Source organism: Rhodococcus sp. NPDC057297 (genome assembly GCF_042667435.1).
GTDB lineage: Bacteria > Actinomycetota > Actinomycetes > Mycobacteriales > Mycobacteriaceae > Rhodococcoides.
On sequence record NZ_JBHUZE010000009.1, the window covers coordinates 84381 to 96581 of the forward strand.

Consider the following 12201-nt stretch of genomic DNA (forward strand, 5'->3'; position numbering starts at 1 on the left):
GGATCCGGCAAAACCACTGCCGTCTACCGATCGGCTCCGGCCCACCCCTTCCCTCATACCCCCACGGGTACTTGCATACCCCCCTAGGTATGTGTCACAGTAGTGATGTACCCGCCAGAAAGGACCGCCATGTGCTACCCCGTCCCGTGCCCGGCATGCGGTAAGACCACCTGGGCTGGCTGCGGTCGACATGTCGACAGCGTCATGAAGAACGTTCCGCGGTCGCAGCAGTGCTCCTGCTCCATGGAGACACCCGCCCCAGCTACACGCGACAACTTCTTTCGTTCCCTGTTTCGTCGCTGACCCCCACCCCAACAGCACTCCACTGCATTTCGCAGGAATCTCTGGGCGTCTTCAACACTTCTGAATATCCCCACCCGTATTAGGAGAAGCAATTGTGACCAAGCCCGCTACCGCGGCGGCCACCGGCCGCCACGACCGCCATCGGCCACCGGCACCCGGCGCACTAGGCCGCCTGGGAAGCACGATGGTCGCCCGCCGCCGGTGGGTGTTCGGCATCTGGCTGATCGCCCTCGTTGCACTGGGATCGGCTGCACCATCGGTGTTCTCATCCTTGGCCGGGGCCGGCTGGCAGGCCAACGGTTCCGAATCCGTCCAGGTCCGCGAGCTCGCCCAGCAGCATTTCGGCGGCAATTCCTCTGCAGCAGTGCAGGTGGTCGTTCACTCCGACACCGCCACGATCGAAGACGCAGCGATGCAGCAGACACTCACCGACGTCGCGGCCGTATTCGACGGTGACACTCGCTTCGGTGAGGTCATCGCCCCCCAGCCGGGCATGACGATCAGTCCCGACGGTCACACCGGCATCTTGATCGCCGGCGCAAACGCGAGTACCGACGACATGGTCAAGGCCGTCGACGAGGTGAAGGGCGAGCTGACCGAACTCTCCGGCGACGGCATCGAGGTCTACCCGACCGGATCCTCCGCACTGTGGTCGGACTTCAACAAGGCCAACCACGACGCCATGATTCAGGCCGAATTGTTCTCCTGGCCGGTCACTTTGGCGATCATGGTGCTCGCGTTCGGCTCCCTCGTCGCCGCGGGATTGCCGCTGCTACTCACCGTTGCCGGCCTGGTCGCATCCGCAGGCGGACTCGTTCTGCTCAACGGCGTCACGCCGATCTCGGTGTGGGCGATGAACTTCGCGATGATGTTCGCCCTCGCCCTCGGAATCGACTACGCCCTGTTCATCGTCGCCAGGTTCCGCGACGCACTGCGCAACGCCGATCCACGTGCCGCGGTCGCCGAAACCATGGACACCGCAGGCAAAGCCGTGGTCCTGTCCGGTCTGACGGTCTTGGTGAGCCTCTCGGCCGTCCTGCTCGTTCCCGCACCGGCGGTGCGCACCATGGCCGTCGGCATCATGCTCGCCGTGACCTTCGTGCTGATCGCCACCATGACCCTGCTCCCCGCAACCCTGGGTGCACTCGGTTCCAAGGTCAACGCCGCCTCCCTGCCCTACGCCAAGCGCCAGCAGCACCGCTCCCCGAAATTCGCAGCCTGGGGTGAACTGCTCCACAAGCACCCCTGGCCGTTCGCTCTGGTCTCCGTCGGCATCCTCATTGCGCTGGCCCTTCCGGTCCTCGGACTGAAAGTGGCGATGCCCTCGATCGCCGTCGTCCCCGAAGACGCACCGGTTCGCCAGGGTTACGAGCTCGTCCAGGCCCAGTTCGGTGCCGGCGCACCCGGCGCACTGCAGATCGTCGTCCCGTCCGCGGATGCCGCCGCGACCGCCACGGCAGCCAGTACCGTCGACGGGATCTCGATGGTCACTCCGCCCCAGCCTGCCGCGGACGGCTCAAACTACTCACTGCTACAAGCACTTCCCACCGTTGACCCCTCGGACGAGAGAATGGGCACCATCCTCGGTGACCTGCGCGCCGAACTCCCGGAGTCGGCGTTGGTCGGCGGTGCCCCAGCGGAGAACCTCGATCTGCAGCAAGCACTGAACGACTACCTACCGCTGGTGATCGGTATCATTCTGGCGCTCGGTTTCATCCTGCTGCTCGTCGCACTCCAAGCACCGCTGATCGCGATCCTCGGCACCGCAGTCAGTCTGCTCTCGACCGCCGCAGCGTTCGGGGTCGCGAAGCTGATCTTCCAGGACGGGCACGGCGCATCACTGCTCGGATTCACCCCGCAAGGCTTCCTCGACGGCTGGGGTCCGGTGTTCTTCTTCGCGATGATCTTCGCCATCGCCATGGACTACACAGTGTTCCTGCTCGCCACCGCGAAAGAGCACTACGAGAAGACCGGGGACCCGAAAGCCGCTCAGGTCGACGGCCTCGCCCACTCCGGCCGGGTCATCTTCGCCGCCGCCGCGGTCATGGTCGCAGTGTTCTTCACCTTCGCACTCTCCGATCCGCTCCCACCGAAGGAGATGGGCATCATCCTCGGCGTCGCGGTACTGCTCGACGCCTTCTTGATCAGGCTGATCCTGCTGCCGGTCCTGCTGCGTTTGAGCGGACACGCCGCATGGTGGTCACCGGCCTGGCTGCGCAAGGTGTTGCCCTCGATCAGCTTCTCGCACTGACCACCCTTACAACCCGAACGGAGCAATCATGATCGATCCGAACACCACTCGCTCGTCCGCGTTCGCGGGCTGGCCGATCGAACGTATCGTCCCCGCCCTCGCCGCCGGCGTCACCGCCACCGGCCTGGCCCTCGGCGAACTCCACGCACCGCAGTGGCGACTGCTCAGCGCGTTCGCTGCCGCGAACCTCGCCCTTTACGCAGCGGTCGGCTGGTGCCCGGCCAGCGCGCTTCTCACCAGGGTGGGCGTGCCGAGTATTCGCCAGCCCCGAATCGGGTAGGCCCAGATCACCGCAGTTCGACGACCGAAAGGAACTTCCCTTATGAACATCGCACTCTCGACCACTCTGACCGACACCGACTTCGACACCGCAGTCGACGCCGTCAAAGCCTCCCTCGCAGATCAGGGCTTCGGTGTTCTCACCGAAATCGACATGCAGGCCACGTTGAAGGCCAAGCTCGGCGAGGACATGGAGCAGTATCTGATCCTCGGTGCCTGCAATCCGTCCCTCGCGCACCGCGCCGTCGGGGTCATGCGCCAGATCGGCTTGCTGTTGCCGTGCAATGTCGTCGTCCGCGCCGACACCTCCGCTTCCGGATCGGTCATTGTCGAAGCGATGAACCCCGACATCATGGTCCAAGCGACCGGCGAGCCAGCACTGTCCGACGTCGCGGCCGAGGCCACCACCAAGCTCCAGGCCGCCATCGACGCACTCGGTGGCCAGGACGCAGCCCACAGCTGATGACCCTGACGCTGGCACTGGTCCTCGGCGTCGCCGTCGGCATCCTGCTCGGTCTCCTCGGAGGCGGCGGGTCGATCCTCGCCGTCCCGGTTCTCGTCTACGCCCTGAGAATGGACCTGTCGGAGGCGATACCGACATCGTTGCTGGTGATCGGTGTCGCCTCGGCGACCGGGGCCATCCCCAAGGTGCGGGCGAAGCTCGTCGAATGGCGACTGGCGGCGATCTTCGCGGCCACCGGTATCGTCGGCACGCTGGTCGGCAGCGTCCTGGGCAGGCATCTGCCCGAGGCCGCAGTGATGATCGGCTTCGCGATCGTCATGATCATCGCCGGGGCGCGGATGCTGCGCAGCACCGACGATGTCGGAACCGCTTGCAAGACAGGAAGTTCCGGGATCGATTGGCGGCGATGCGCACCACGGTCCATACCGACCGGGTTCGGGGTCGGTGTCCTCACCGGACTGTTCGGCGTCGGCGGAGGATTTCTGATCATCCCCGCTCTGGTGCTGTTGCTGGGAATCGAGATGAGTGTCGCTGTCGGAACGTCGCTGGTGGTCATCGTCGCCAACTCCGCCGCCGGACTGATCGCTCAGGCCGACGGGCTCGGCGGGAACTGGCCACTGACAGCCGCGTTCGCCGGTGCGGCGATCGCAGGCTCGCTGGTCGCCGGAAAACTGAGCACACGCATCGACACCGACAAGCTGCGCACGTGGTTCGCCTACCTGGTGTTCGCCGTCGCGGGCTATGTACTTGTCGACACCCTCGTTCTTTCATGACCGACTGCACACACCGAACCGATGCCCCCGGGGGTAATCTGGAAGGACTACCACCATCACACACCCTCAGGAGACCGCAATGATCGGCGACGAAGACAGCATCGCATTGGTACTCAACCGTCTGCGCCGCGCACACGGCCAACTCGCCGGTGTGATCGGCATGATCGAGAACGGACGCGACTGCAAAGACGTCGTCACTCAACTCGCCGCCGTCTCCCGCGCCCTCGACAAAGCCGGATTCAAGATCGTGGCCACCGGCCTTCGTGAATGCATGACCGGCGACACCGCAGACAACAAAGAGCCCATGACCGAAGCAGAACTGGAAAAGCTCTTCCTCGCACTGGCCTGAACGAGGACGTTTCACGTCAGAAACGAGGCCGACCCGATTACACCGTAGGAGTACCCCGTGAGCACCACCGATCCAGACATCGCCATCATCGAAACGTCGAGCCTCGGCGACCGCAGCTACCTGATCAGCCACGACGGCATCGCCGTCGTGATCGATCCCCAACGTGACATCGACCGCGTCCTGGCACTGGCTACGGAGAAGAACGCCGCGATCACCCACGTACTCGAAACCCACATCCACAACGACTACGTCACCGGCGGACTCGAACTCGCACGCGCCACCGGAGCCGAATACGTTGTGCCCGAGGGTGACCCGGTCGAATTCGAGCGACGGGCAGTGGGGGACGGCGATGTCGTCGACGCGGGATCGGCGACGTTTCAGGTCATGCACACCCCGGGCCATACACATCATCACGTCAGCTACGTACTGCAACTCGGAGACGAACCGATCGCGATCTTCACCGGCGGCTCGATGCTCTACGGATCCACCGGCCGCACCGACCTACTCGGCTCCGAACACACCGACGAGCTCACCCATGCCCAGTTCCACTCGGTCCGTCGAATCGCCGCCGAACTCCCCGCCGACGTCGAGGTCTACCCCACCCACGGATTCGGTAGCTTCTGCTCCGCGACCCCCACCAGCGGCGACTCGTCGACCATCGGTGAACAGCAACAGTCCAATCCCGCGCTGACCCAGGACGAACAAACCTACGTCGACGAGTTGATCGCAGGACTGTCGGCCTACCCCGCGTACTACGCCCACATGGGCGTCATCAACACCGAAGGCCCCGCACCGATCGACCTGTCCACCCCAGAACCCGTCGACCCCGACGAACTACGCCGCCGCATCGACGACGGACAATGGGTCGTCGACCTCCGCGCACGCACCGCCTTCGCTGCCGGACATCTCGACGGTTCCCTCGGCTTCGAGCTGTCGACGACATTCGTCACCTACCTCGGCTGGCTCTACCAGTGGGGTGCGCCGCTGACCTTGATCGGCGACACATCCGATCAAATCGACGAGGCCACAAGGGAGTTGGCACGTATCGGCATCGACCACCCCTCCGGCTCCGCTGTCGGAGAGATTCATTCGCTCGCCAGCGACGGGCGCGTACGGTCCTACGAAGTGTCCGACTTCGCCGGACTCGCCGCAGAGGACTCGGACATTGCAGTGCTCGACACCCGTCAACAGTCCGAATACGCGGACGGCCACATCCCCGGTGCGATCAACATTCCCCTCCACGAACTGCCGCACCGACTCGCAGAAGTTCCCGACGGCAAAGTGTGGGTGCACTGCGCCTCCGGCTATCGCGCCTCGATCGCGGCCTCACTACTCGACCGGGAACATCGCAGCGTGGTGCTCATCGACGACGACTACAACCGCGCAACAGATCTCGGACTCGACACCTCGAAGACATGACGAAATGCTTCGACGACCGAACGCGACGAGACAGGCGTACCCCCAGGGGGTATATGTTGGTATCATCGGCCGCATGCACTCAGTGAATCGGCACGGTCGACGGGGCACAGCTCCGACGGCAGCTTTACTGATTGCACTGACGGTGTTCGGTGTCCTGTTGATGCATTCGGTGACACCGATGTCGATGCCCGTGACCGGCTCGATGTCGACATCGATGAGCGGCGGCCATGCCTCGTTCGCAGCACCGTCCCACACGGACGCCACGGTTCCGGTGATGACCGGGGAACATGACTGCCCGTCGGGGCACCAGATGATGCATCCCTGCGTCGGCACGACGGTGTCGTGGCCCGCGCTGACGGTCCCGGCGATGAGCGCAGCCCTCGACCTGGCGCCGACATCGGTGAACCGGATCATTGGACGGGCCGACTCCACGCTTGAGCGTGCGCCGCCGTGGACGTTATGGGAGTTGGACAGATCGGTGACCTTGCGAGTGTGACAGGGAGCCCGGCAGACGCGTGTCTGTCGGCGGATCGAACGACATCCAATTCTCTGCACTACCCACTCTTGCAAGGAGTTTCCTCATGCGTACCAAAGTCATTGCCTCGATCGCTGCTGCCGCCGCGAGCGCGTTCCTCGTCGTCGGCTGTAGCGACAACGCGGCCGATTCGTCGATGGACGGCCATGCGATGGGATCGATGTCCTCGGCACCGATGTCCTCGGCCCAAGCAAGCGCGTCCGCAGAGTTCAACGATGCCGACGTGATGTTCGCGCAGATGATGTACCCGCATCACGCCCAAGCAGTCGAGATGGCCGACATGGCGAACGGCCGCACCGACAACCCGGAGGTGCTGTCGCTGGCATCGGCGATCGCCGCCGCGCAACAGCCCGAGATGGACCAGATGACCACCTGGCTCACCGAGTGGGGCCAGCCCATGCCCGACATGGACAGGGGTGACATGGGTGACATGGGTGACATGGGCGGGATGGACCACAGCTCCGGCAGCGGCATGATGACCGCTCAGGACATGGACGCGTTGATGGCAGCGTCGGGACCGGAATTCGACCGCCAGTGGTTGACGATGATGATCGCCCACCACACCGGCGCCATCGAGATGGCCAACACCGAAATCGCAGACGGTTCCAATCCTGACGCCCTGGAGATGGCCCGCACCATCGTCGCCACCCAGCAGCAGGAAATCGACACCATGCAGCGGCTGCTCGGCTGACCCGGCCCGCTATAGACAACGATGGCCGCATCCTCTCCGGCGGAGAAGGTGCGGCCATCAACGTTCCACAATTGTCAGGGCTGCGTTCCCGGTACGAGATCAGCTCTCACAGTGACGGTGTGCGCTGCGACGGAGGGTTGGAACTCCCCTCGTTCACCGCTCCGGTGATGGTGTCGGGTGTGAGGTCGAGTCGACGCAGTAATTGTGCGTTCGCAGCGACGATGATCGTCGACAGCGACATCAGGATCGCGCCGATCGACATCGGCAGCACGAACCCGACCGGCGCGAGCACTCCTGCCGCGAGCGGAACCGAGATGAGGTTGTATCCCGCTGCCCACCAGAGGTTTTGCTTCATCTTTCGGTACGAGGCGCGCGAGAGTTCGATCACCGACAACACCGACCTCGGGTCGTCGCTGGCGAGGATCACTCCGGCCGATGCGATTGCGACGTCGGTGCCGGCCCCGATCGCGATACCGACATCGGCCTGCGCCAGAGCCGGGGCGTCGTTGACTCCGTCGCCGACCATCGCCACCGTACGGCCTTCGCTCTGGAGTTCAGCGACGTTGTGCGACTTGTCTTCCGGTTTCACCCCGGCGAAGTAGCGGTCCACACCGAGCTCGGTGGCGACGGACTTCGCGACGGCGTCGGCATCACCGGTGATCATCACGACCGCGATTCCTCGCGCGTGCAGCGCGTCTACCGCAGTGCGTGACTCGGACCGGATCTCATCGGCGAGCGCGAGGGCACCGATCACGGCCCCGTCGGCGAGGACGTGCAGGATGATCGCCCCGTCCCCGCGCCACCGGTCGGCGACAGCGAGTTCGGATCCGTGTTCCTGCTCGAGCAGTGCCGGCCCGCCGACCTGGATCCGGACGCCGTCGACGTCGGCTGCGACCCCGACGGCGGGGGACGACTGAAAGCCGGCTGCAGCCGGGACCGTCAGGTTCCGCGCGCGTGCGGCCTCGACGATGGCACGGGCGAGTGGATGTTCGGAATCTGCTTCTGCGGCAGCGGCCAGCGCGAGAACGTTGTCGGCGGTGCGCCCGCCGGTCACCTCGACTGCGGTGACGGTGGGTTCACCCTTGGTGAGGGTCCCGGTCTTGTCGAACAGCACGGTGTCCACCGTGCGCATGGTTTCGAGTGCGAGCCGGTCCTTGACCAGAACACCGCCGCGGGCGGCGCGTTCGGTGGCGATGGAGACCACCAGCGGAATCGCCAGTCCGAGTGCGTGCGGGCAGGCGATGACCAGCACGGTGATGGTGCGGATGACGGCGTCGTCGGGCATCCCGACCAGAGTCCACACCGCAGCGGTGATGATCGCGGCACCGAGAGCGAACCAGAACAGCCAGCCAGCGGCGGTGTCCGCGATGCGCTGAGCGCGCGAGGTCGAGTTCTGGGCGTCGGCGACCAGGCGGCCGATGCCGGCGAGGGCGGTGTCCTCCCCTACTGCGGTGACCTTGATGCGGAGACCGGAGTCGGTGGCGACAGTGCCGGCGACGACTTGGTCGCCGTCGCTGCGGCGGACGGTGCGTGATTCGCCGGTGATCATCGATTCGTCCATGCTCGCCGATCCGGAGACGATGGTGCCGTCCGCCGGTACGCGGCCGCCGGGGCGCACGACGACGACATCACCGAGCTGCAGCTCGGACGGGGGCACCGGCACCACATCGTCGCCGTCGACGCGTTCGGCGGTGTCCGGAAGCAGCGCCGCCAACGAGTCCAGAGCGGAGGTGGTCTGCGCGAGGGATCGCATTTCGATCCAGTGCCCGAGCAGCATGATCACGATCAGCAGGGCCAGTTCCCACCAGAAGTCGAGCTGATGATCGAGCAGGCCGAGGCTTGCTCCCATCGACGCGACGAATGCGACGGTGATCGCGAGGGCGATGAGCAGCATCATTCCCGGTGCACGTGAACGGATTTCGCTGACTGCTCCGGAGAGGAACGGGGAACCGCCCCAGGCATACATCACCGTTCCGAGCACCGGGGAGACCCAGGCGATCCACGATGAGTCGGGCAGTGAGTATCCGAGGAGCATCGCGAACATGTTCGAGGCAACGATCACCGGAAGGGCGAGGACCAGCATGATCCAGAACAGACGACGGAACATGCCGACGTGGTCCCCATGACCGGCGTGGCCACCGTGACCGGTATGGCCTTCGTGACCGGTATGGCCTTCGTGTTCCTTCTCGCCATGGCCGGAGTGGGCTGCGCTGTGTTCGGATGCATCGTGGCCCGGCAGCGTGCCCGCTGTCTCGGCTCCGCCAGCGTCGGCATGTGTGTGGTTGTTCATCGCGGGAAATCCTTCTCTCCACCAGGTTCAGCGGTTACGCGGTGCGCGAATCTTTGGGTTGCGGTTCGACTGTGTATCCAGCCTCGCGGACAGCTGCGATGACACCGGCGTGGTCGGGCACGTCAGCACTTGTCACCGTCAGAGTTCCCGCAGCTGCAGATGCCTCGACCGTGTCGACTCCTGCAACGGTGCTTACTTCCTCCCGGACTGCCGCTTCGCAGTGACCGCAGGTCATGCCCGTGACTTTGTAAACCGTGGTGATCATGTCGCGCTCCTCTGGCTGCTTAGATACCCCCTGGGGGTATCGCGATGACATGTCGACCATACCCCCTCCCCGTATGTTTCGGAAGGCCGTTGGCTGCGTCGAGTGGCTTACGAACCTGCGGCGAAGACCAGTCCGTTGGCCGAACTTCGGATCGAGTCATGGTGCGGTGGGGTCTACGTCGAATCGGCCTGGGTGCGCAGTCCTGACATAGCGGACCGCAGTGGTGGTGCCGATACCGAACACGGTCATCAGGGCAACTGGGTCGCCACTGTGGGCGGCCTCGTCGAGGATGCGATCGACACGCAGTTCGCGGGCGGTGATGCCGAGGTCACGGAATGGCCGGGTGATGTAGTGGCGACTGCCCGGCAGTGCGGTAGGCGCAGTTATCCGGGTGATCAGCAAGTACGGATTCGTGCTGGTCGGCCACCGCAGCTGACGGTAGATCAGCCAGTCGCGGAGCACCTCAGCGGTGAACTCGTCCAACCAGAACGTGTGGCGGGTGTGCGTACGGGTGACGGTTGCTCGTCCTGCCGAACGGTCGAGATGGTCGAGTCGGAAGCCGATGACCTCTTCGATCGTCAGCGCGTGGACCGCGACGAGCGCCAGAATCACCCGGTCATCGGGCCTGCTCAGCTGATCGAACAGCCCATGCACGCGGTCGGACGGCAACGGTCTGAGGATCCTGCGGCTGTACCGACCAGCGACCTCTCGGGCAGGGTCGGCGAAGATGCGACGTTCGCGTTTGAGTCCGCGGAAGAGCGACCTCAGGGCCGTGTGCACGTTGTGTCTCGACTGCCCTGAGTGACGGCTCAGCGCGCGCTCGATGTCGACAGTTTCGACAGATCGCAGGCTTTGGTGTGTCTCAGCCCATTCGTGCAAGACCGGTTGCGCGAAATTGAGATAGAGGGCAATGGTCACTTCCGTCAGCGGTCTGGACTTACGTCGACCGCGGCCGCCCAACGCAGTGACCCACGCCTGCACGTCGTCGCGGAACTGCGCGGGTGTTTGCTCGATCATCCGTATGGTGCGCTCGGTGTGCCGGGCGGCATTACTTGCCGCCACCCCATCGGCAGGGTTTCGTTCCGACATCAGTTGGGAGGTGGGACGCGGCGGGCTCCGCGCTTCCTGGTCCCGGTAGCGGGTGCGGCCGGGCCCGACCGATCACCGATTGCGCGTGCTGGAGCTGCGTCGAGATCCACGCTGTGAACAGCTTCCGCCAGCATCAGATCACCGACAGTGCAGTTCAACGCCGCACAGATCTTGTCCAGGTCATCGAGACGGATCGTGACCGGCGCCGAAGACCACAGGGCCGCAGTCTTGCTCAGTGACGGGTGGAAGTCGACCTGCTCGAATGCTTTGAGTAGCTGCGTCGGACGCCAGATGTCGCGTTGCGCCGCGACCATGCGCAGGTTCCATTTCATCTTCTAATTCTCCGTACTCAAGCGCCGCACGGCGCGTTGTGTCGACTCGATGACAGACCGTTCCGGGTCGGCTCCGGCCGACGCCAAATAGCCCACAGTGGTGCTCGCCCATTCGTGGCCGAGCATCTTCTGCACATCCCACAAGGGCATGCCTTGTTGGTAGTTGTGGGTGGCGCAGGCGTGACGCAGCAGATGGGGGTAGAGCTCCCGCACCGGGCCGTTCAGATGAAGGTGCGACGCAGCTTTGAGACTGCGGCGGAAAGTCGAGGGCTGAATCGCGGGTGCAACGGCGAGATTGAGCGCCGCCACGGCGGTCGGCAAGCGTTCCGATGGCCACAACGGTGCGCCCGCGTCGGTCGGGTCGTCGCTGAACTCGCCCCGGATCTGTTCGAGATACCACCACAGCAGCTCTCTCCCCTCTTCGAAGAGAAACGCTTGCCGTTCGCGTGGACCTGATCCGCGAGCGCCCTTACCCACGACGACGAAGCGGCCCCACTGTCCCGCTTCCCAATGAATGTCGCCGATCCTCACCGCACACAGCTCCGACGCGCGCGCACCGGACAGGTACGCAATCTTCGCCATGGTGTAGTCGCGCGCGCTCACGTGGTACTTGCGTGAGCGCGGCAGGGCCTCTCTCCACTCGGCGAAGAACGCTGTCATCGCTCGTCGAGTGGGAGGAATCCGCAGCGCGAAATCACCCCTGTGTCTCGGCCGGTTGAACGGGTCGACCGGCGACTCGACACCGACACCGAACGCTCGGAGCAGCTCACCGGCGTAGCGGTGCTCGAGGAATCGGTAGTAGTTGTCGATCTGAACTGTCTTCTTGCGGATGGTTGCGTGACTGCGCTTACCGGGACCGGCAAAGTACTGATCGAACTGCTTCTGGGTCAATCGCCATGGCACACAATCGAAGTAATCGCATATCTCGATCACGGGATACATGATTCTCTGCAACGTCGCCGGGCTCAGACCCGCCACATCTCTGGCCCATCCGTATTCGACCAGCGTGTTACGGAAGAAGTCGTGTTCGTCGTCCCCTGACGCCGACGCCAGCCGCTGCAGCGATTCGACGTCCGCAAGTTCCCCACTGCCGACCCGCGCGGCACTCGATGCGCCGTCGGCAGCGATACGTCGCTGCCGACGAGTAGCGAAATCTGACACG

General features: G+C 64.5%; 13 protein-coding genes. 8 read left to right on the forward strand and 5 right to left on the reverse strand.

Translation table 11 applies throughout. The features are described 5' to 3' along the window. Positions 1-487: 487 nt before the first annotated feature. The 8 genes from ACFULT_RS22300 to ACFULT_RS22335 all read left to right on the forward strand — a co-directional run bounded on the left by ACFULT_RS22300 (position 488) and on the right by ACFULT_RS22335 (position 7063). On the forward strand, positions 488-2554 hold the full coding sequence (locus tag ACFULT_RS22300; RefSeq protein WP_027494152.1) for an MMPL family transporter: 2067 nt from the start codon (positions 488-490) through the stop codon (positions 2552-2554). 28 nt (positions 2555-2582) lie between these two features. Then, positions 2583-2834: a YgaP-like transmembrane domain gene (locus ACFULT_RS22305; RefSeq protein WP_027494151.1), complete on the forward strand. Its 252-nt coding sequence runs from the start codon at positions 2583-2585 to the stop codon at positions 2832-2834. 42 nt (positions 2835-2876) lie between these two features. Further along, positions 2877-3296 carry a DUF302 domain-containing protein gene (locus tag ACFULT_RS22310; RefSeq protein ID WP_027494150.1) on the forward strand — a complete coding sequence of 140 codons (420 nt, stop codon included), beginning with the start codon at positions 2877-2879 and terminating at the stop codon, positions 3294-3296. Then, entirely contained in the window at positions 3296-4069 is a 774-nt protein-coding gene (locus ACFULT_RS22315) for a sulfite exporter TauE/SafE family protein (RefSeq protein WP_378482538.1), read from the forward strand. Before ACFULT_RS22310 ends, ACFULT_RS22315 begins: the two co-directional genes overlap by 1 nt. A gap of 79 nt (positions 4070-4148) precedes the next feature. Further along, positions 4149-4418: a metal-sensitive transcriptional regulator gene (locus ACFULT_RS22320; RefSeq protein WP_027494148.1), complete on the forward strand. Its 270-nt coding sequence runs from the start codon at positions 4149-4151 to the stop codon at positions 4416-4418. 57 nt (positions 4419-4475) lie between these two features. After that, on the forward strand, positions 4476-5837 hold the full coding sequence (locus ACFULT_RS22325) for a rhodanese-like domain-containing protein (RefSeq protein ID WP_008720030.1): 1362 nt from the start codon (positions 4476-4478) through the stop codon (positions 5835-5837). Positions 5838-5910: 73 nt separating this feature from the next. Next, positions 5911-6333: a DUF6153 family protein gene (locus ACFULT_RS22330; protein WP_027494146.1), complete on the forward strand. Its 423-nt coding sequence runs from the start codon at positions 5911-5913 to the stop codon at positions 6331-6333. Between the two features lie 85 nt (positions 6334-6418). Next, complete coding sequence (locus ACFULT_RS22335) at positions 6419-7063, forward strand: DUF305 domain-containing protein (RefSeq protein ID WP_008720034.1); 645 nt, start codon at positions 6419-6421, stop codon at positions 7061-7063. 106 nt (positions 7064-7169) lie between these two features. Here ACFULT_RS22335 and ACFULT_RS22340 read toward each other — a convergent pair whose 3' ends face one another. The 5 genes from ACFULT_RS22340 to ACFULT_RS22360 all read right to left on the reverse strand — a co-directional run bounded on the left by ACFULT_RS22340 (position 7170) and on the right by ACFULT_RS22360 (position 12200). Next, positions 7170-9353: a heavy metal translocating P-type ATPase gene (locus tag ACFULT_RS22340; protein WP_032388769.1), complete on the reverse strand. Its 2184-nt coding sequence runs from the start codon at positions 9351-9353 to the stop codon at positions 7170-7172. Positions 9354-9387: 34 nt separating this feature from the next. Beyond that, positions 9388-9618, reverse strand: a complete 231-nt coding sequence (locus ACFULT_RS22345; RefSeq protein ID WP_027494143.1) for a heavy-metal-associated domain-containing protein — start codon at positions 9616-9618, stop codon at positions 9388-9390. A 156-nt stretch (positions 9619-9774) separates the two neighbouring features. Further along, positions 9775-10635 carry a hypothetical protein gene (locus tag ACFULT_RS22350; protein WP_052062047.1) on the reverse strand — a complete coding sequence of 287 codons (861 nt, stop codon included), beginning with the start codon at positions 10633-10635 and terminating at the stop codon, positions 9775-9777. Positions 10636-10706: 71 nt separating this feature from the next. Continuing rightward, positions 10707-11039: a helix-turn-helix transcriptional regulator gene (locus tag ACFULT_RS22355; protein WP_170949153.1), complete on the reverse strand. Its 333-nt coding sequence runs from the start codon at positions 11037-11039 to the stop codon at positions 10707-10709. Positions 11040-11042: 3 nt separating this feature from the next. Continuing rightward, on the reverse strand, positions 11043-12200 hold the full coding sequence (locus tag ACFULT_RS22360) for a tyrosine-type recombinase/integrase (protein ID WP_378482539.1): 1158 nt from the start codon (positions 12198-12200) through the stop codon (positions 11043-11045). Position 12201 lies beyond the last annotated feature (1 nt).

Coding starts and splice junctions, on each gene's coding strand:
- ACFULT_RS22300 (WP_027494152.1), top strand. CDS start 488: ATGGTCGCCCGCCGCCGGTGGGTGTTCGGCATCTGGCTGATCGCCCTC.
- ACFULT_RS22305 (WP_027494151.1), top strand. CDS start 2,583: ATGATCGATCCGAACACCACTCGCTCGTCCGCGTTCGCGGGCTGGCCG.
- ACFULT_RS22310 (WP_027494150.1), top strand. CDS start 2,877: ATGAACATCGCACTCTCGACCACTCTGACCGACACCGACTTCGACACC.
- ACFULT_RS22315 (WP_378482538.1), top strand. CDS start 3,296: ATGACCCTGACGCTGGCACTGGTCCTCGGCGTCGCCGTCGGCATCCTG.
- ACFULT_RS22320 (WP_027494148.1), top strand. CDS start 4,149: ATGATCGGCGACGAAGACAGCATCGCATTGGTACTCAACCGTCTGCGC.
- ACFULT_RS22330 (WP_027494146.1), top strand. CDS start 5,911: ATGCACTCAGTGAATCGGCACGGTCGACGGGGCACAGCTCCGACGGCA.
- ACFULT_RS22335 (WP_008720034.1), top strand. CDS start 6,419: ATGCGTACCAAAGTCATTGCCTCGATCGCTGCTGCCGCCGCGAGCGCG.
- ACFULT_RS22340 (WP_032388769.1), bottom strand. CDS start 9,353: ATGAACAACCACACACATGCCGACGCTGGCGGAGCCGAGACAGCGGGC.
- ACFULT_RS22345 (WP_027494143.1), bottom strand. CDS start 9,618: ATGATCACCACGGTTTACAAAGTCACGGGCATGACCTGCGGTCACTGC.
- ACFULT_RS22350 (WP_052062047.1), bottom strand. CDS start 10,635: ATGATCGAGCAAACACCCGCGCAGTTCCGCGACGACGTGCAGGCGTGG.
- ACFULT_RS22355 (WP_170949153.1), bottom strand. CDS start 11,039: ATGAAATGGAACCTGCGCATGGTCGCGGCGCAACGCGACATCTGGCGT.